Origin of the sequence: Sphingomonas panacisoli (assembly GCF_007859635.1) — a bacterium.
Taxonomy (GTDB): domain Bacteria; phylum Pseudomonadota; class Alphaproteobacteria; order Sphingomonadales; family Sphingomonadaceae; genus Sphingomonas; species Sphingomonas panacisoli.
Genome location: NZ_CP042306.1, coordinates 351387 through 369131 on the forward strand (window position 1 = coordinate 351387; position 17745 = coordinate 369131).

Sequence of the window (17745 nt, forward strand, 5' to 3'; positions counted from 1 at the left end):
ATGGCGACCTACGAAACCCTGCTGGTCGAACGGCGCGAGGGCGGCGTGACGCTGATCACGCTCAACCGCCCGCAGGCACTCAACGCGCTCAACAATCAGGTCCTCGGCGAACTCGTCGCGGCCGCCCAGGCGTTCGATGCCGACCCGTCGCAGGGCTGCGCGGTGCTGACCGGGAGCGAGAAGGCCTTCGCGGCGGGGGCCGACATCAAGGAGATGCAGCCGCAATCGTTCGGCGACATGTACGGCGACAATTACTTCGCCGGGTGGGAGATGTTTACGCGCACGCGCAAGCCCGTGATCGCGGCGGTCGCCGGGTTCGCGCTGGGCGGCGGGTGCGAGCTGGCGATGATGTGCGACTTCATCCTCGCCGCCGACACCGCGAAGTTCGGCCAGCCCGAGATCAAGCTCGGCGTTGCGCCGGGAATGGGCGGATCGCAGCGGCTGACCCGCGCGGTCGGCAAGGCGAAGGCGATGGAGATGTGCCTGACCGGCCGCTTCATGGACGCGGCAGAAGCCGAGCGCGCCGGCCTGGTCTCACGCGTCATCCCGGCCGCCGAATTGGTCGACGAAGCGATCAAGGTCGCCACCCAGATCGCCGGCATGGCGCCGCTCGCGGTCAAGGCGAACAAGGAAATGGTCAACGCCGCGTTCGAGACGATGCTGGGGCAAGGGGTGCAGTTCGAGAGAAGGCTTTTCCACGGGTTATTTGGCACCGAAGACCAGAAGGAAGGCATGACCGCGTTCGTCGAGAAGCGTCAGGGGACGTGGAAGGGCAAATAAGGTGGGGACTGGGATTCTCGTTGGCTGCTGCACGTTATTGGGTAGTTTGGTCGCCATGTTTTTCGCCTGCAGCGGGCGTCGGCGGATCCTCGCAGGGTTTGTTGGCGGGCTAGTTACCGTGTTGGTTGTTGCTCAATTATGGCTTCTGCCGGTTGCAATCGGCGATCCCTATTTTTTCGAAGCGCAGCTCCGCCTTGCCGTCATCGCTAGTCTGCCAGTTTTGACCTTCGCGTTTCTGGGCGCTTTCGTTCGTAAGAAAATAGCCGTTTGAAAGGTAAGTTGATGGCACGCGTCGCATTCGTCGGGCTGGGCAATATGGGCGGCGGGATGGCCGCAAACCTGGCGAAGAACGGCCATGACGTCCGCGCGTTCGACTTGTCGGCGGAGGCGCTCGACAAGGCGAAGGCGGCCGGCTGCCTGCCCGTCGGATCCGCGGCGGAGGCGTGCGACGGCGCCGAAGCCGTGGTGACGATGCTGCCCGCGGGCAAGCATGTAGAGGGCGTGTATACCGACAGCGTGTTCGGTGCCGCGCCCGCGTCGGCGATCCTGATGGACTGTTCGACGATCGACGTCGCCACCGCCAAGCGCGTCGGCGAGGCGGCGCTGGCCAAGGGTCTGACGATGGTCGATGCTCCCGTGTCGGGTGGGATCGCGGCGGCCAACGCCGGCACTTTGACCTTCATGGTCGGCGGCAGCGCAGAGGCGTTCGACCGCGCCGAACCGTTTCTGTCGGCGATGGGCAAGGCGGTGATCCACGCCGGCGCGTCGGGCGCGGGGCAGGCGGCCAAGATCTGCAACAACATGGTGCTCGGCGCGGAGATGATCGCGACGTGCGAAGCATTCCTGCTCGCCGACAAGCTCGGGCTCGATCCGCAGAAATTCTTCGATATCGCCAGTGTGTCCTCGGGCCAGAGCTGGTCGCTGACCAGCTACGCGCCATGGCCCGGTGTCGGCCCGGAAACCCCCGCCGATCGCGACTATCAGGGCGGCTTCGCGACCGCGTTGATGCTCAAGGACCTGCGCCTCGCGATGGAAGCCGCGTCGTCGGTCGGCGCCGACACGCCGATGGGGGCGAAGGCGGCGGAGATGTACCAGGCGTTCAACGACGATGGGAATGGCGGACTCGATTTCTCGGCGATCATCCGGGCATTGGGCAAGAAGGAATGAGCGTCGCGTTTCGCCGCGAGTCCGACGAGGAACATAAGGAACCGCGCTTCGAACTGCCGATCCCGGCCGGCCCGAACCTCGTCACCGAAAACGGCCCGACGCTGATCGCCGCACGCATCGCCGAATTGGAAGCCGAGCAGGCCACCGCCGACGAACCGCGCCGCGAGGAAATCGCGCGCAGCCTGCGCTATTGGCACACCCGCCGCGTCACCGCGATCGTCGCCCCGCCGCCGACCGCCGACGAGATCGCGTTCGGATCGCGCGTGCGTATCCGGATGGACGGGGCGACCCGCGACCTGCGCATCGTCGGCGATGACGAGGCCGATCCGGCGGCCGGGCTAATCGCGTTCAGTGCACCGCTGGCGCGCGCGCTGATCGGGGCGATGGCGGGCGAGGAGGTCGAAATGCCGGGGCGAGATGAAGCGGTCGAGGTCGTGTCGATCCTTTAGATCCTCCCCGGGACGGGGAGGGGGACCAGCCGTAGGCTGGTGGAGGGGGTTCGCCTCCTCGGAGGTCGCTGGTGGCCCGCCCCCTCCGTCGCCTTCGGCGCCACCTCCCCGTCCCGGGGAGGATCAATTGCGGCTTGAAATGTAGGAATTTCAGGCAGACCTGAGATGTCCTCCCTTCCCGCCGAGGACCGCATGCCGATCCCCCTGACTCGCGCCCAGCAGATGGAAAACGCCGCGTTCCTGCGGCACCTTCAACGCACCGGCAACGCCACCACCGCGGCGCGAGCGCTAGGGGTCACGCCGCGCAAGTTCAACTGGCGGCGGGGGCGGTATTCGGCCTTCGCGCTGCGATGGGACGCCGCGCTCGCGATGGCGCATGCGGCGCTGTCGGGCGCTCGCGCTGGCACTGCCGTTCCATCATCCGCGGAGCCGAATATTTGTCGCACCAAAGGCGGCCAGCGGCAATTGCGCCGCGCCCAGACTGGCCTGGTCGATCATGCCGCCCGGCAACGTTTCCTCGCGGCGCTTTGTGCGACCGCAAACGTGTCGCTCTCGGCCGCTGCGGGGTGCCATTCGGCTTCGACCTTCTATCGCATCCGGGATCGCGACCCCGGCTTCGCGCGCGAATGGCGGCTGGCGCTGGAAATGGGGTATGAACGGCTGAAGATGGCGTTGCTGGAAAGCACGCTGGCGGAATCGTTCGCCGACGACGATTGGCGCCGCAACGATCCGCCCGCCATCCCGCCGATGACCGCGAACCAGGCGCTGCAGCTGATGTATCTCCACCAGAAGGAGGTGCACACGCTCAACGAGCCGCCGCACCTCAAGCGCCGGCGCGGGGAGAGCCGCGAGGCGCATTCGTTCCGATTGGCTGCGATGTACGAGGCAGGGCTGGAGGAAGCCCGGTTGAAATATCGCATCGCTGAGGCCGAACGCCTGGCGCGCGGCGAGCCGACCTATCACCGCTGGGCGCCGGGCGAACTGCCCGATCTGAGCCAGGTGACGGGATGGTCGAAGGCCAAGGGCAAGCCGCCGACCGACCCGACGCGAGCGCTGTTCGGGGGATGGCGGCTGGAGGATATTCCGGAGGCGAAGGATCGGTCCTGAACGCCAGCATAACTAACACAGATCAGGAAATATTTCTTCTGCGTGTGCCAAAGAGAGACGCGCAATTTATTCGTTAACGGCAGCGCAACCTTTGGCGTCCTGCGTTCGTATCTCGACCCGCCGTCTACCCGCGATGTGTGGCTGTCAGAGGCAGGGAGTGACTATGAAAAAGATCGCATTTGTTATGGCGACCGCGATGATCGCGGTGGCCTCGCCCGCCTATGCCGCGCCGTATCTATTCAACTTCTCGGGGCCGTCGGGGACCGCGATATTCCAGCTCGATTCCAACCCGACCCCCAACTCTTCGCAAACGTTCGTCGGGTCGGACCAGTTTTCGTTCCGCAACGTCGCCGGCATTTTCGGCGGCGTCGCGGGAACGGCGGACACGATCAGCTTCGGTAATGGCATCTTCGCCAGCCTGAGCATTGCGGCACCCAATCTCGGCTTCACGCAGTTCAATGCGCCCACGCTGTTCACCGGATCGCCGAGCAGCCCCACCTTCCTGACGGGTACGTTCACGCTCATCAATCCGTTCTTCGGCAATGGCACACTGACCATTTCTCCGGTTGCCGCCGGCGCGGTCCCCGAACCCGCGACCTGGGCGATGATGCTGGCGGGCTTCGGCGCGATCGGTTTCGCGATGCGTCGTCGGCCGAAGGTCGCGACCCGCGTCCGCTTCGCCTGATCCGTCCTCCGATGTTAGCGAGAGCCGTCGATCTTAGGGTCGGCGGCTCGTTTCGCACGGCGGTATCACAGGCATATTCCACTCCCCGGCCCAACGCGGTAGGACTGTCGTAACAGGGGAGGGGCAGCACCAATGGCGACGATCGTAGCGGAGGACTTGCGGCCCGATCCGTCGCCCGCCGACGTGCGCCTCGTCATCGCCGCGTCGTCGCTCGGCACATTGTTCGAATGGTACGACTTCTTCATCTACGGCACGCTGGCGACGATCATCGGCAAGACGTTCGTGCCGTCGGACAACGAAACCGTGCGGATGGTGCTGGTGTGGGCCGGGTTCGCGGTCGGGTTCGGGTTCCGGCCGTTCGGCGCGGCGCTGTTCGGATTCCTCGGCGATCGGCTGGGGCGCAAATACACGTTTCTCGTCACGATCACGTTGATGGGCATCGCGACCGCCGGGGTCGGGCTGATCCCGCCCGCGGCGCAGATCGGATTGTGGGCGCCGGGGATCATCATCTTCCTGCGGGTGCTGCAGGGGCTCGCGCTGGGCGGCGAATATGGCGGGGCGGCGATCTACGTCGCCGAGCATTCGCCGCCGGGCAAAGCGGGGTTCTACACCAGCTTCATCCAGGCGTGCGTCGCGGGCGGATTCATCCTCAGCCTGGCGGTGGTGCTGCTGACCAAGCTGGTTGTCAGCGAGGCGACCTGGACCGCGTGGGCGTGGCGCTTTCCGTTCGTGTTCTCGCTGGTGTTGCTCGCGGTGTCGCTGTGGATGCGGCTGAAGCTCAGCGAAAGCCCGATCTTCAGCGCGATGAAGGAAGCGGGGGAGACCGCGAAGAACCCGTTCATCGAGAGCCTGACCTATCCCGGCAATCCCAAGCGGCTATTCGTGGCGCTGATGGGGGTCGCCGCGGGGCTGACGGTGATCTGGTACACCGCTTTGTTCTCGACGCTGTCGTTCCTGACCACGACGATGCGGGTCGAGGAGACCACCGCGCAGCTGATCGTCGGGTTCGGCGGGTTTTGCGGGCTGTTCTGGTTCATCCTGTTCGGGCGGCTGTCCGACCGCGTGGGCCGCAAGGCGCCGATCGTGATCGGCTATGCGCTGACATTGGTGATGCTGTTCCCGATCTTCTGGGTGATCGGCGGGTCGGCGAACCCGGCGCTGGTCCACGCCAACAAGCGCGCGCCGGTGATCGTCAGCGGCCCGACCTGCGACTACAGCCTGACCAACATGATCCTGTCGAAGAAGCAGGGCGACGAATGCGGGCAGTTGCTCGATTACTTCTCGAAAAAGGGCATCGCCTACACCAAGGGATCGACGCCCGCGGTGGTCGTGGTGATCGGTGGCGAGCGGGTGATGGATACCAGCCCGGCGGGGCTCGATGCTGCGCTGAAGGATGCGGGGTACAACCTCGACAAGGTGCGCCCAACCGTGCCGGGCGTGCTCGGCATCCTGGTCGCGATGCTGGTGATGTCGGCGCTGGCGGGGGCGACCTACGGTCCGGTCGCGGCGTTGCTGGCGGAGATGTTCCCGCCCCGCATCCGCTACAGCTCGATGTCGATCCCCTATCATATCGGCACCGGCTATTTCGGCGGGTTCCTACCGCTGATCAGCCAGCTGATCGTGGCCAAGACCGGCGATCCCTATGCGGGGCTGTGGTATACGTGGTGGGTGGTGCTCGTCGCGCTGATCGTGTCGCTTTGGGGCCTGAAGTGGAAGCCGGAGGCGCCGCTCGCCTAGCCTTGGCGCGCGTGCGCCGCTAGGCAGCGCGGCATGACCGCCGCCCCCTTACGCCTTCGCCGTGATCCACAAGCGCTGGTCGCCAATTGGCGCTCGCTGGCGCGGCTGAGCGGGCGCGCGGCGTGCGGGGCGGCGATCAAGGCCGACGGTTACGGGCTCGGCGCGGCGTGGGTCGCGACGACGCTGGCGGCGGCGGGCTGCCGGGACTTCTTCGTCGCGACCTGGGCGGAGGCGGCTGCGTTGGCGCCGCTCAAACTGCCCGGTCTGTCGGTGCTCCACGGCGTGCGCGGAGAGGATATGGCGACCGCGCTGACGGGTATCGCGACCCCGGTGCTCAACACCGCGGCGCAGGCGGCGCGGTGGAAGGCGGCGGGCGGCGGGACGTGCGACGTCATGCTCGACACCGGCATGAACCGGCTCGGGCTGGGTGCGGGCGATCTGACGGCGGGCGCGCTCGACGGGCTGAACATCGACACGCTGATGAGCCACCTCGCCTCGGCCGATGACGACAGCCCCAAGAACAGCGACCAGCGCGGACGGTTCGTGGCCATGGCCGAAGGCGTAACGGCGCAGCGGCTGAGCCTCGCCAATTCGGCCGGCATCGCGCTCGGCGCGGATTATGCGTTCGACCTGACGCGGCCCGGCCTTGCGCTGTACGGCGGGGTGCCGCGCCCCGAACTGGCGGACACGATCCGGCAAGTGGCCTTCCCGCAAGCCCAGGTGCTGCAACGCCGCCACGTCTCGGCGGGCGAGACGGTGGGCTACAACGCGACGTGGACGGCGCCCGCCGATACCGACGTGGCGATCCTCAATATCGGGTATGCCGATGGTTATTGGCGTGGGTTTTCGGGGCGCGGCCAGGCGCTGCACGAACGCGAGGCGCTACCGGTGCTCGGTCGCGTATCGATGGACCTGACCGCGGTGGATGTCACCGGCCGCCAGGTCGCCGAGGGCGACTGGCTCGACATCGACTACGACCTCCCGCGCGCGTCGGCGGCGTCGGGCATGTCGCAATATGAGTTGCTGACGGGGCTGGGCGACCGGTTCGAGCGCCTACCATAGACAGTGCTCCGGCGAAGGCCGGAGCGTTGGCAGTTTCAAACATCCTCTCCAACGCTCCGGCCTTCGCCGGAGCACTAAGCCGCTAAAACGTGGGAAGTTTTCAGTCCCGCTCGAGACACATTGCGATGCCCATGCCGCCGCCGATGCAGAGCGTGGCCAGGCCCTTCTTCGCGTCGCGCTTCTGCATTTCGTAGATCAACGTCGTAAGCACGCGCGCGCCGCTCGCGCCGATCGGGTGGCCGATCGCGATCGCGCCGCCGTTGACGTTGACCTTGTCGGCGTCCCAGCCGAGTTCCTTGCCGACCGACAGCGCTTGCGCCGCGAACGCCTCGTTGGCCTCGATCAGGTCGAGGTCGGCGATCGTCCACCCGGCTTTCTCCAGCGCGCGCTTCGATGCCGGGACCGGCCCGATCCCCATCACCGACGGATCGACGCCCGCCGACGCCCACGACTTGATCACGGCCAGGATCGGGCTGCCGCGCTTTTCCGCTTCCTCTCGGCTCATCACGACCAAAGCGGCCGCGCCGTCGTTAAGGCCCGAAGCGTTGGCGGCGGTCACCGTGCCGTCCTTCTTGAACGCGGGCCGCACGCCCGACACGCTGTCGAGCGTCGCGCCCGAACGGATATACTCGTCGTCCTCGACGATCGTATCGCCCTTGCGGCCCTTGACTGTGACGGCCGCGATCTCGTCCTTGAACCGCCCCGCACCGCGCGCGGCCTCCGCCTTGTTCTGGCTGGCGACCGAGAATTCGTCCTGCTCGCCGCGCGTCACCTGATATTGCTCGGCCAGATTCTCGGCGGTGATGCCCATGTGATAGCCGTTGAACACGTCGGTCAGGCCGTCCTTGATCATCGTGTCGACCAGGCTGACATCACCCATCTTGGTGCCGCCGCGCAGATGCTGCGCGTGCGCACTGAGCGACATGCTCTCCTGCCCGCCCGCGACGACGATCGTCGCGTCGCCGGTCGCGACCGCCTGCGCCGCCAATGCGACCGCGCGCAGACCGGAACCGCATACCTGGTTGACGCCCCAGGCGGGTACTTCCCTTGGGGACGCCCGCCGCCATCGACGCCTGGCGCGCGGGGTTCTGGCCCTGGCCGGCAGTCAGCACCTGGCCCAGGATCACTTCCGACACGTCGGCGCCCGATACGCCCGCCTGCGCCAGCGCCGCCTCGATCGCGATGCGGCCGAGTTCGTGCGCGGGCGTACCGGCGAACGCGCCTAGAAAGCTGCCGACGGGGGTGCGCTTGGCGGCGGTGATGACGATATCGGTCATGGGACGACTCCTGATCTGAATTCCCCGCGTCTGTAGCGTGCCGCCGTCGTGACGGCCAGCGCAGGCGCACAAGCGATGTTGCCGTTACGGCGAGTCCCGTTTTGCTGCGTTTATTTTGCGCAGCACAGCAGCGCGTGTTGCAGTGCATCAAGCAACCGCGTAGCTATCGGCCCACGATATCGACAGGGGCGATCGATCCATGAAGAAGAATGCCGCCGGCGACGGCCCGGTGATCATCAAGAAGTACGCCAATCGGCGGCTCTACAATACCGAAAGCTCGTCCTACATCACGCTCGATCATCTCGCGACGATGACGCGCGAAGGGCGCGATTTCAAAGTGGTCGACGCCAAGACCGACGAGGACATCACGCACAATGTCCTGACCCAGATCATCATGGAAGAGGAAGCCCGCGGCCAGACGATGCTGCCGGTCAATTTCCTGCGCCAGTTGATCGCGATGTACGGCGATTCGATGCAGGCGATGGTGCCGGGCTATCTGGAAGCATCGATGGAAAGCTTTCGCCGCAACCACGAACAGTTCAAGTCAGCGGTCGAGGGCGCGTTCGCCAACTCGCCGTTCGCAGAGATCGCCAAGCGCAACATGCAGATGTTCGAGGCTGCGACGAAGGCGTTCAAGCCGGGTGCCGCCGCCGAGGCCGGTGCACCAGTCGCGGGCAAAGACGAGGATGTCGCGACGCTGAAGGCGGAACTCGCGCGGCTTCAGGAAAAGATCGAGAAGCTCGGCCACTAAGGCGTGGATTTCACGAGCAAGCAGCTCGCCGAGGGCGCGGTCGCGCTGGCGGTCGTCGTCGCGGTGCTGGCCGGGATCGCCGATTGGCGGCACCGTCGGCGCGACGACCTCGACCGCGTGGCGTGGTTCGACTGGCGCTCGGTCCAGGTCTTCGCGCTGATCGGGGCGATCGTCGCGTTCAGCCTGGCGGTAAATCTGTAAGTCGTCACTGTGCTCCGGCGAAGGCCGTCGCGTTGGCAAGATCGCGCTTCGATTTCCGACGCTCCGGCCTTCGCCGGAGCACGGCGGCTAGTAAAACTGCGCCAGCGTCAGCGCGCGCGTCGCGCCGCCGCACAGCCGCAGCCGCACCACGCGCCCCGGGTTCCCGGCCGGCCACATCGCAATGGGATCGGTGCGATAGCCGGCCGAGACGGTCGTACCGTCGATGCCGCAAATCTCTTCGCCGGGCTTCCACCCGCCGGCCGCCGCCGGGCTGCCGCGCATCACATGGAGTACGCGGAGGCGATCCTGTTCGGTGCCGAGCAGTAGGCCGCTGGTCGAGCGCAACGGCGCGCGGTCGGTATCGGTGGTTGCCGCCATCACCATCCGCCCGGCGCGCGGGTCGAGCAGGACGCGGAACCGTTGCAGGAACCCGATCCCGATCCGCCCCGACGCGCCCATCCGCGCCGAAAAGCCGCCATTCGCCTCGATCATCGTTTCGGCCTGGCGGAGCGTCGCGTCGCCGACCGCGACTTCGGGCAGCACGGTGAAGTCGGACTGGACCGGGCCGGCGACGCTGTACGAGACGGTCGAAGTGGTCGGCCGCACCGCGCCGATCGTGGTCCAGGCCTCGGCCGACACGGCGAGCGTCGCGCCGTCGCCGGTATCGACGATGATCGGGCGCAACCGCGTGCCGTCGATCCGCAACTCGCTGATATAGAGCCCCGCGCGCGCCGACAGCGTCAGCGGCGCGCTTTGCCCCGCGAAGGGAAGCCGCCCGCTCGGCAGCAAGCGGAAACGATGCTGCGCGAAGTCGATGTCGAGCGCGTATTGGCGCAGCACGTCGCCGCCGATCACGGCGTCGATCGTCGCGTCGCTGCCGGTCGCGCCGGCCGGCAAGTCCAGCACGCCGAGCCGTCCGCCGGTCTTGGTCAGCCCGCCGATCACCAACGTCCGGCCATCGACTGCGCCCATCGCGACGGTCCCGCCGATCGCGGTCGCGGTACCGCCGGCGACCACGGGCAAGCGCGCGGCGATCGCCCAGCGGCGCGAGATCACGGTCTGATTGAAACCGGTGTCAAGCAACGCCGTCGCCAGGCGCCCGTCGATCGTCATGCGGAACCGGATCTGATTGCCCGGGGTCAGCTCGAACGGCACCCACTGCGCCTCGGTATCGGGCGCCAACACCGCGCGGTCGGGCATCGGCGCGGGCAGTCCGGGCGCCATCGCCGCAGCGAGGGGCGCGGGCAGAAGGATGGCAAGCGGGAGCAGCCAGCGGTGCATGCGCCTGGCTTACGCGGGCGCCGCAAAAGTAAAAACGGCATTAACCTTGATTGATCGTTAACGCGATGCGGCACGGCGAAGCCGCGCCGTCGGCCCTCGCAAAGCGAGGCCGGCCGCGCTTTTGCCAGGCGCGATTTAGCGTCCGCTAAATCGCTGCAAAAAGCTTAGAGGCAGGCTTCCAGATACGCCTGATCGAACCCGAACTGGCGGGCCTTTTCGATCGTGTAGGGGCGCAGGCCCATCGCGCGATATTCGCCGACGATCTTGCCGTCCGAACTCTCGTCGAGATATTCGAACTTGAACAGCTCCTGCGTCACGATGACGGGGCCTTCCATGCCGATAACCTCGGTGATGTTGGTCACGCGGCGCGAACCGTCGCGCAGGCGCTTGACCTGGACGATCATGTCGACCGAGTCGGCGATCTGGCGCGAAATGGCTTCCTTCGGGATCTTGATGTCGCCCATCAGCACCATGTTTTCCATACGGCCCAGGCATTCGCGCGGGCTGTTGGAGTGGAGCGTACACATCGATCCGTCGTGGCCGGTGTTCATCGCGGCCAGGAGGTCGAAGCACTCCGAGCCACGAATTTCGCCGAGGATGATGCGGTCCGGGCGCATACGCAGCGCGTTCTTGACGAGGTCGCGAATGGTGATTTCGCCCTGACCTTCGAGATTGGCGGGGCGCGTTTCGAGCGGCAGCCAGTGCGGCTGCTGCAGACGAAGTTCGGCCGCATCCTCGATCGTCAGCACGCGCTCGCCCGGGTCGATCATCTTCGACAAGGCGTTGAGCATCGTCGTCTTACCCGAACCGGTACCGCCCGAGATGACGATGTTGAACCGGCACGCGCCCGCGATCTTCAGCGCGGTCGCCATCTTCGGGCTCATCGATCCGAAGCCGGCCATCATGTCGAGCGTGATCGGCTTGTCGGAGAATTTACGAATCGAGATCGCGGTGCCGCGCAAGCTGAGCGGCGGGACGATCACGTTGACGCGGGAGCCGTCCTTCAGACGGGCGTCGGCCAGCGGCGTGGTCTGGTCGACGCGGCGGCCGACCGAGTTGCAGATGCGCTGCGCGATCTGGAACAGATGCTCCTCGTCGCGGAACTGGATTTGCGCCAGCTCGAGCTGGCCCTTGCGTTCGACGAAGGTCTGGTCGGGACCGTTGACCATGATGTCGGAGATGTTCGGATCGCTGAGCAGTTCCTCGAGCGGCCCGAGACCGAGCAGTTCGTCGACCAGCACCTTTTCCAGCGCGAACTGTTCGCGGCGGTTGAGCGTCAGCTTCAGTTCGGCGAGCACTTCGCCGATGATCGGGCGGAATTCCTCGGCCAGCTCGTCCTTGTTGAGCGTGGCGGCGGCTTCCGGATCGACGCGTTCGAGCAGGCGCGGCAGCACCTGTTCCTTGATCTTGTGGACCGATGCCTCGAACCCCTCGCCGCGCGAGCTGCCCGAATCGGCGCTGGCGTTCTGACGGTCGGCGAGGCGCTGCATCGCGTCCATCGCGGTGCCGGGCATGTTGCCCTGCGGCGCTTCGAGATCGGCGCTGGACGGCGGCGGGCTGTGCGGATCCATACCGCCGGGAAGCGGTGGGAATTGTTCGGCGTGATCGGGTTCGGCCCGTGCCGGGCTACCGCCCTGCATCGGCTTGGCGACGCCAAAAGCCGGCCGTCCGGCCGCTCCTCCGCCCGCTCCACTGCGGCGCCCAAACGCGCTCATGCCTTCGATCCCTTCATAGTTGGGACCGTTCGTAAGGGCGAGGCGTTGACAATTTACTAACCAACGCAGCCCGCGCGAAAGTTCGCGACGAGCCGTTTTTGTCGGGTGTTACGCGGCGATCGCTTCCAGCGCTTCGCTGGCTTCCATCCATGCCGCCTCGGCCGTTTCGATCTTCGCTTCCACCTCGGCGCGGCGTTTCATCAGGTCGGTCATCGTCAGTTTCGACAGCGCCGCGTCCGCCGAGGGCGGGTCGAACATCGCGCGGTCGATCGCGCTGCGTTCGGCGTTGAGCTTGGCGAGCTGGTCTTCCGCCGCCTTCGCCGCCTTGCGAAGGCTCTGGCTGGCCTCGCGTGCTTCGGCGGCCGCGCGACGGGCGTCCTTCTTGTTGAGCTTCGACACTTCCTTCGCGGTGTCCGACGCGTCCTTCGCCAGCACGAAGGCGATATAGTCGTCCAGGCTGCCGTCGAACTCCTTCGCGGTGCCGGCGTCGACCAGCACCAGCCGGTCGGCGGTCATTTCCAGCATGTGGCGATCGTGGCTGACGATCACGACGGCGCCCGAATAGGCGTTGAGCGCCTGGATCAGCGCTTCGCGGGCATCGACGTCCAAATGGTTGGTCGGTTCGTCGAGGATCAGCATGTGCGGCGCATCGCGGGTGATCAGCGCCAGCGCGAGCCGGGCGCGCTCGCCGCCCGACAGCTTACCGACCTTGGTGATTGCCTTGTCGCCCGAAAAGCCGAACCGGCCGAGCTGGCTGCGCACGGCGCCCGGCGTCGCGCCCTTCATCAGCAGCGCCATGTGCTGGAGCGGAGTCTCGTCGGAGTCGAGTTCCTCGACCTGGTATTGCGTGAAATAGCCGACGCGCATCTTGCCCGACGCGTTCATCGCGCCGTCCATCGGCGTGAGCTGCGCCGCGAGCAGGCGCGCCAACGTGGTCTTGCCGTTGCCGTTACGCCCGAGCAGCGCGATGCGGTCATCGGGATCGAGGCGCAGGTTCAACCGGCTGAGGATCGGTTTGTCGCCGTAACCGACGCTCGCGAGGTCGAGCGTGATCAGCGGTGGGCGCAATTCTGCGGAACTGGGAAAGTCGAAGCTGAGTGACGGATCGTCGACCAGTTCGGCGATCGGCTGCATTTTCGCCAGCGCCTTGGCGCGGGACTGCGCCTGCTTGGCGGTCGATGCGCGGGCGGAGTTGCGGGCGACGTAATCCTGCAATTTCTCGCGCTCGGCCTGCTGCTTGGCGCGCGCCGACGCGATCTGCGCCTGGCGTTCGGCACGCTGGCGTTCGAACGAATCGTAGCCGCCCGGATAGAGCCAGAGCTTGCCGCGCTCGAGGTGGAGGATGTGGTCCACCACGTTGTTGAGGAAATCGCGCTCGTGGCTGACCAGCACGATCGTCGCGGGATAGGATTTGAGGAAATCCTCGAGCCACAACACCGCTTCGAGGTCGAGGTGGTTCGACGGTTCGTCGAGCAGCAGCAGGTCGGGCTGCGAGAACAGCAACGCCGCTAGCGCGACGCGCATCTTCCACCCGCCGGAAAAGGTGTCGAGCGGGCTATGCTGCGCGGCTTCGTCGAAGCCGAGCCCGACCAGGATGCGCGCGGCGCGCGACGGCGCCGAATGCGCGTCGATCGCATTCAGCCGCTCGTGGATCTCGCCGAGCCGGTCGGGATCGTGGCTCGTCTCGCTTTCGTGCATCAGCGCGGCGCGCTCCGTGTCGGCGGCGAGCACCGTCTCGAACGGGGTCGCGTCGCCGTGCGGCGCTTCCTGCGCGATATAGCCGAGCCGGCTGCCGCGCGGCATGTCGGCCTGGCCGGTATCGGGTTCCAGCGTGCCGGCGATCACCTTGACCAACGTCGTCTTGCCCGCGCCGTTGCGGCCGATCAGCCCGACGCGGCTCTTCGGCGGCAGCTTCGCGGTCGCGCCGTCGAGGATCGTCCGCCCGCCGAGGCGGACCGTAATGTCGGTCAGGTTGAGCATGATGCGCGGCCTGTAGGGGAGGCGGGCCGATCGCACCACCCTCTATGCCGACTGGCGCGAAGAAGTGCCGGCCTGCCGGTTTTGGGCAGTCCCGATGGCGTCGAATTGGGACAGCATGGTACAAATACCGGCGTTTTCGCAGGGATGACGCTGGCAAGGGGCGACGGTAAGGCCGGGATCATGATCGACCTCGCAATACTTTACGAACATCCCCAATGGTTTGCGCCTCTGTTCGCCGCGCTCGACCGCCGCGGCATCAATTACGCCGCGTTCGGCCCCGAGGGTAATTGGAGCCCCGGTTATGGCGCGATTCCCGCGCCGGTCGTGTTCAACCGCATCGCGATGTCGAGCTTCCTGCGCGAGGCGGAGCATCCGATCTTCCACACCATGGCATTGCTCGACCATTGGCGGCGGTCGGGCGCGCGCGTGATCAACGGCGCCGATGTGATGGCCATCGACGCGTCGAAGGCGCGGCAACTCGCGCTGATCGCGAGCCTCGGCCTCGCAATCCCCGAAACACGCGTCGTGCACCGCGTGGCGGATATCGAAGCGGCGGCGGCGACCTTGACCTTTCCGCTGGTGCTGAAGGCGAATATCGGCGGGTCGGGCGCCGGGATCGTCAAGTTCGATAACATGGCGGAGCTGCGCTGGGCGGTGAACGAGGGCGAATTGCCGAAGAGCGTGGACGGCGTGCTGCTGGTGCAGGATTACGTGCCAGTGCGCGACGGCAAGATTACGCGGATCGAGACGTTGGACCGCGAATATCTCTACGCGATCGACATCGTGGGGGGCGGGGCGTTCGATCTGTGTCCGGCCGATGCCTGCGTCGCCGATTCGGGGATCGCGATGGTCGCGGCCGAACCCGACCAGATGCTGATCGACGCGGCCGAACGCATCGCCGACGAAATGCGGCTCGACGTCGGCGGGATCGAAGTGATGATCGACGATCGCGACGGAACGCCGCGCTTCTACGACATCAACGCCTTGTCCAATTTCGTCGCCAAGCCGATGGACGTGCTCGGCTGGGACCCGCACGACAAGCTCGTCGATTTTCTCGACATGGTCACCGCCAAGAGCTTCGCCTAAGGGTAGTCGCCATGCGCTACGGATATTGGATGCCGGTGTTCGGCGGCTGGCTCCGCAACGTGCCGGACGAAGGCATGGCGGCGAGCTGGGACTATGTGAAGCGGCTGACGCAGCGGTCGGAGCAACTCGGCTACGACCTGTCGCTCATCGCCGAGCTCAACCTCAACGACATCAAGGGCGTCGAGCAACCCGCGCTCGATGCCTGGTCGACCGCGGCGGCGCTGGCGGCGGTGACGGAGTCGATCGAGCTGATGGTCGCGGTGCGGCCGAATTTCCACCACCCGGCGCTGTTCGCGAAGGCGGCGGCCAACATCGACCGCATTTCGGGCGGGCGGCTGGCGCTCAACGTCGTGTCGTCCTGGTGGGCCGACGAAGCCAAGCAATATGGGTTGCAGTTCGATCAGCACGACAACCGCTATGCGCGGACCGAGGAATGGCTGACGGTCGTGGACGGGCTGTGGACCGAGGAGCGGTTCAGCTTCGACGGCCAGTTCTACCAGACGCAGGACGCGATCTGCTCGCCCAAGCCGGCGAAGCGCCCGACCGTCTATGCCGGTGGCGAGAGCGAGAAGGCGAAGTCGATGATCGCCGCGCAGTGCGACGCGTACGTCATGCACGGCGATCCGGTCGAGGCGATCGCGCCCAAGATCGCCGACATGGCGGCGCGGCGCGATGCGGTGGGTGGCACGCCGATGCAATACGGCATGGCGGCCTATGCGATCGTGCGCGATTCGGCGGCCGAGGCGCAGCGCGAGCTCGAGCGGATCACCACGGTCAGCGACTTGCCCGCCGGCTACGACAATTTCGACCAATGGCTATCGGGTACGCAATTGGAACGCGAGCTCAAGATCCAGGAATATTCGGTATCGAACCGCGGGTTGCGCCCGAACCTGGTCGGCACGCCTGAACAGCTCAAGCAACGCATCGCCGATTATGAAGGCGCCGGGCTCGACCTGGTGCTGCTCCAGATGAGCCCGCAGGCGGAAGAGATGGAGCGCTTCGCCGCGCAGGTGATGAACTAACCGGCGCTGCGACGCGCCGGCGCCCCGAACGGTTCGAGCATGTCCAGCACGCGGTCGGGTAGCGCGACGGGATCGAACGGCTTGGCAATCACGCCCTGCGCGCCGGCCGAGCGATAGGACCGCTCCGCATCGCTGTGCTTCGGTGACAGGATCAGCACCGGGATCGCCGCCGAGGACGACCATTGCCGCACCGTCCCGACCAGCGCGCCGGCGCTCATGTCGGACGTCTTCATGTCGAGCAGGATCAGGTCGAACGCGTCGACTCCGCGGCGCAGCGTATCGGCGGCGTCGAGCCGCGACACCGCGGCGACGGCGAAGTCCGGGTGGAGGTCGAGCGCGAGCGCGACGATCGCGCGCGTATCAGGGTCGTCGTCGATCAGGAGCGTGCGGACCGTCATGCCGCCAACCCCTTGGTCGCCGCGCGCACGCTCGACAGTCCGCCGCGTGTCACGATCAGATGGTCGATCAGCGTCATGCCGAGCGCGTCGAGCGCGGCCTCCAGCGCGATCGTCAGCGCGATGTCGGCGTTGCTGCTCTCGCGCAGGCCCGACGGATGGTTGTGCGCGACGATCAGGCTCATCGCGCCCACTTCAAGCGCGCGCGCGGCAATCGTGCGGACGCAGAACGGCGTCGTGCTCGGCGTGCCGCTCGAATGGAGTTCGTCGAGGATCAGGCGGTCGTTGGCGTTGAGGTACAGGATGCGAACCTGCTCGTTGGTCTCGTCGGCCAGATGGACCATCAGATAATCGCGCAGCGCACGCGCGTCGGGCAGCACGCGCCGCCCGTCGAGATCGGCGCGCGTCACGTCGCGAAGCGCCTGCTTCACCGCCTGCAACAGCGCGACGATTTCCGCGTTGCCCGCCACGCGCAACTGGCGCGCCGGACTCGCCGCGAGCAACAGCGGCAGCGATCCGAATTCTTCGATCAGGGTGTCCGCCCGGCGGGCCGCGTCGATCAATCCAGCGGCGGTGAGGATCTGCTCCAGGACACTTCGGGACCGAGCCGCTTGACCCGATTCCGGTGGCGGACGGTGCCAAGCAGCAACAGGATCAACATCGGATAGGCCCAGACCACGGTGCTGATCCAATAGACCAGAATCGGCATGTCGCGGTCGGCCAGTTTCAGCAATTGCCCGATCACCTGGAACACCTGCATCGCGGCGATCGCGATCGGCCAATAGCGATTGGCCCGCAGCGCAATCACCAGCAACAGGCCCAGCATCACCAGATCGACTGCGAATATCCCCGGCTGCATCCCGTGCCAGCTGTCGGCCGAATACAGCACCGAGCTGAGCGGGGCGGCGACGAGGAACATCACCGCCACAAAGCGCTCGGGCTGTCCGCCACGCCACAAGGCATAGCCGCACACCCCGAGCCACAGGGAGATGAAGAGGATGGCGATCATTGCCGTCCATGCCGACCATTTCGGCTATTCCTCGTCAAGCC

At 66.5% G+C, this 17745-nt stretch carries 17 protein-coding genes and 2 pseudogenes; 12 read left to right on the plus strand and 7 right to left on the minus strand.

What is annotated here, in order from left to right; genetic code table 11:
- The 8 genes and pseudogenes from FPZ24_RS01765 to FPZ24_RS01800 all read left to right on the plus strand — a co-directional run bounded on the left by FPZ24_RS01765 (position 1) and on the right by FPZ24_RS01800 (position 6987).
- Positions 1-780, plus strand: a complete 780-nt coding sequence (locus FPZ24_RS01765) for an enoyl-CoA hydratase (protein WP_146569436.1) — start codon at positions 1-3, stop codon at positions 778-780.
- 37 nt (positions 781-817) lie between these two features.
- Positions 818-1051: a hypothetical protein gene (locus tag FPZ24_RS01770; protein ID WP_146569437.1), complete on the plus strand. Its 234-nt coding sequence runs from the start codon at positions 818-820 to the stop codon at positions 1049-1051.
- Between the two features lie 11 nt (positions 1052-1062).
- Positions 1063-1947: a 3-hydroxyisobutyrate dehydrogenase gene (mmsB, locus tag FPZ24_RS01775; RefSeq protein ID WP_146569438.1), complete on the plus strand. Its 885-nt coding sequence runs from the start codon at positions 1063-1065 to the stop codon at positions 1945-1947.
- On the plus strand, positions 1944-2396 hold the full coding sequence (locus FPZ24_RS01780) for a GreA/GreB family elongation factor (RefSeq protein ID WP_146569439.1): 453 nt from the start codon (positions 1944-1946) through the stop codon (positions 2394-2396). Before mmsB ends, FPZ24_RS01780 begins: the two co-directional genes overlap by 4 nt.
- Positions 2397-2561: 165 nt before the next feature.
- Positions 2562-3503, plus strand: a complete 942-nt coding sequence (locus tag FPZ24_RS01785; protein ID WP_146569440.1) for a hypothetical protein — start codon at positions 2562-2564, stop codon at positions 3501-3503.
- A gap of 571 nt (positions 3504-4074) precedes the next feature.
- Positions 4075-4188: pseudogene (locus FPZ24_RS17895) on the plus strand (PEPxxWA-CTERM sorting domain-containing protein); the annotation flags it as partial.
- 132 nt (positions 4189-4320) lie between these two features.
- Positions 4321-5925: an MFS transporter gene (locus tag FPZ24_RS01795; protein ID WP_146569441.1), complete on the plus strand. Its 1605-nt coding sequence runs from the start codon at positions 4321-4323 to the stop codon at positions 5923-5925.
- Between the two features lie 33 nt (positions 5926-5958).
- Positions 5959-6987, plus strand: a complete 1029-nt coding sequence (locus FPZ24_RS01800; protein ID WP_146569442.1) for an alanine racemase — start codon at positions 5959-5961, stop codon at positions 6985-6987.
- 100 nt (positions 6988-7087) lie between these two features.
- Here the strand turns inward: FPZ24_RS01800 and FPZ24_RS01805 are convergent.
- Positions 7088-8264: pseudogene (locus FPZ24_RS01805) on the minus strand (acetyl-CoA C-acetyltransferase).
- Between the two features lie 199 nt (positions 8265-8463).
- On the opposite strand from FPZ24_RS01805, the gene phaR reads away from it, so the two are divergent.
- Positions 8464-9015, plus strand: coding sequence for a polyhydroxyalkanoate synthesis repressor PhaR (gene phaR / locus FPZ24_RS01810; protein ID WP_146569443.1), 552 nt, complete (start codon positions 8464-8466; stop codon positions 9013-9015).
- Between the two features lie 3 nt (positions 9016-9018).
- Positions 9019-9216 (plus strand): hypothetical protein, encoded by a 198-nt coding sequence (locus FPZ24_RS01815; protein WP_146569444.1) that lies wholly within the window; start codon positions 9019-9021, stop codon positions 9214-9216.
- An 87-nt stretch (positions 9217-9303) separates the two neighbouring features.
- Here the strand turns inward: FPZ24_RS01815 and FPZ24_RS01820 are convergent, their stop codons facing one another.
- The 3 genes from FPZ24_RS01820 to FPZ24_RS01830 all read right to left on the minus strand — a co-directional run bounded on the left by FPZ24_RS01820 (position 9304) and on the right by FPZ24_RS01830 (position 14192).
- Positions 9304-10497 (minus strand): aspartyl protease family protein, encoded by a 1194-nt coding sequence (locus tag FPZ24_RS01820; protein ID WP_146569445.1) that lies wholly within the window; start codon positions 10495-10497, stop codon positions 9304-9306.
- 164 nt (positions 10498-10661) lie between these two features.
- A complete protein-coding gene (locus FPZ24_RS01825; protein WP_146569446.1) occupies positions 10662-12212 on the minus strand; it encodes a TadA family conjugal transfer-associated ATPase in 1551 nt (516 codons plus the stop codon).
- 108 nt (positions 12213-12320) lie between these two features.
- Positions 12321-14192: an ABC-F family ATP-binding cassette domain-containing protein gene (locus tag FPZ24_RS01830; protein WP_146569447.1), complete on the minus strand. Its 1872-nt coding sequence runs from the start codon at positions 14190-14192 to the stop codon at positions 12321-12323.
- A gap of 180 nt (positions 14193-14372) precedes the next feature.
- Here FPZ24_RS01830 and FPZ24_RS01835 point away from each other — a divergent pair, with 180 nt between their 5' ends.
- Positions 14373-15278 carry an ATP-grasp domain-containing protein gene (locus FPZ24_RS01835; RefSeq protein ID WP_146569448.1) on the plus strand — a complete coding sequence of 302 codons (906 nt, stop codon included), beginning with the start codon at positions 14373-14375 and terminating at the stop codon, positions 15276-15278.
- Between the two features lie 11 nt (positions 15279-15289).
- Positions 15290-16300, plus strand: a complete 1011-nt coding sequence (locus FPZ24_RS01840; RefSeq protein WP_146569449.1) for an LLM class flavin-dependent oxidoreductase — start codon at positions 15290-15292, stop codon at positions 16298-16300.
- Here the strand turns inward: FPZ24_RS01840 and FPZ24_RS01845 are convergent.
- From FPZ24_RS01845 to FPZ24_RS17005, 3 genes are read right to left on the minus strand one after another with little or no spacing between them, the layout of a single operon-like run.
- Positions 16297-16698: a response regulator gene (locus FPZ24_RS01845; RefSeq protein ID WP_146569450.1), complete on the minus strand. Its 402-nt coding sequence runs from the start codon at positions 16696-16698 to the stop codon at positions 16297-16299. The two genes, FPZ24_RS01840 and FPZ24_RS01845, sit on opposite strands and share 4 nt — an antisense overlap.
- Positions 16695-17258: a JAB domain-containing protein gene (locus FPZ24_RS17000; RefSeq protein WP_186728975.1), complete on the minus strand. Its 564-nt coding sequence runs from the start codon at positions 17256-17258 to the stop codon at positions 16695-16697. Before FPZ24_RS17000 ends, FPZ24_RS01845 begins: the two co-directional genes overlap by 4 nt.
- Positions 17255-17704 (minus strand): hypothetical protein, encoded by a 450-nt coding sequence (locus tag FPZ24_RS17005; RefSeq protein WP_186728976.1) that lies wholly within the window; start codon positions 17702-17704, stop codon positions 17255-17257. The genes FPZ24_RS17000 and FPZ24_RS17005 overlap by 4 nt, the downstream gene beginning before the upstream one ends.
- Positions 17705-17745 lie beyond the last annotated feature (41 nt).

Excerpts from the sequence above, each read along its gene's own strand:
- FPZ24_RS01765 (WP_146569436.1), top strand. The coding sequence starts at position 1 with ATGGCGACCTACGAAACCCTGCTGGTCGAACGGCGCGAGGGCGGCGTG.
- mmsB (WP_146569438.1), top strand. The coding sequence starts at position 1,063 with ATGGCACGCGTCGCATTCGTCGGGCTGGGCAATATGGGCGGCGGGATG.
- FPZ24_RS01780 (WP_146569439.1), top strand. The coding sequence starts at position 1,944 with ATGAGCGTCGCGTTTCGCCGCGAGTCCGACGAGGAACATAAGGAACCG.
- FPZ24_RS01785 (WP_146569440.1), top strand. The coding sequence starts at position 2,562 with ATGTCCTCCCTTCCCGCCGAGGACCGCATGCCGATCCCCCTGACTCGC.
- FPZ24_RS01795 (WP_146569441.1), top strand. The coding sequence starts at position 4,321 with ATGGCGACGATCGTAGCGGAGGACTTGCGGCCCGATCCGTCGCCCGCC.
- FPZ24_RS01800 (WP_146569442.1), top strand. The coding sequence starts at position 5,959 with ATGACCGCCGCCCCCTTACGCCTTCGCCGTGATCCACAAGCGCTGGTC.
- phaR (WP_146569443.1), top strand. The coding sequence starts at position 8,464 with ATGAAGAAGAATGCCGCCGGCGACGGCCCGGTGATCATCAAGAAGTAC.
- FPZ24_RS01820 (WP_146569445.1), bottom strand. The coding sequence starts at position 10,497 with ATGCACCGCTGGCTGCTCCCGCTTGCCATCCTTCTGCCCGCGCCCCTC.
- FPZ24_RS01825 (WP_146569446.1), bottom strand. The coding sequence starts at position 12,212 with ATGAGCGCGTTTGGGCGCCGCAGTGGAGCGGGCGGAGGAGCGGCCGGA.
- FPZ24_RS01830 (WP_146569447.1), bottom strand. The coding sequence starts at position 14,192 with ATGCTCAACCTGACCGACATTACGGTCCGCCTCGGCGGGCGGACGATC.
- FPZ24_RS01835 (WP_146569448.1), top strand. The coding sequence starts at position 14,373 with ATGATCGACCTCGCAATACTTTACGAACATCCCCAATGGTTTGCGCCT.
- FPZ24_RS01840 (WP_146569449.1), top strand. The coding sequence starts at position 15,290 with ATGCGCTACGGATATTGGATGCCGGTGTTCGGCGGCTGGCTCCGCAAC.
- FPZ24_RS01845 (WP_146569450.1), bottom strand. The coding sequence starts at position 16,698 with ATGACGGTCCGCACGCTCCTGATCGACGACGACCCTGATACGCGCGCG.
- FPZ24_RS17005 (WP_186728976.1), bottom strand. The coding sequence starts at position 17,704 with ATGATCGCCATCCTCTTCATCTCCCTGTGGCTCGGGGTGTGCGGCTAT.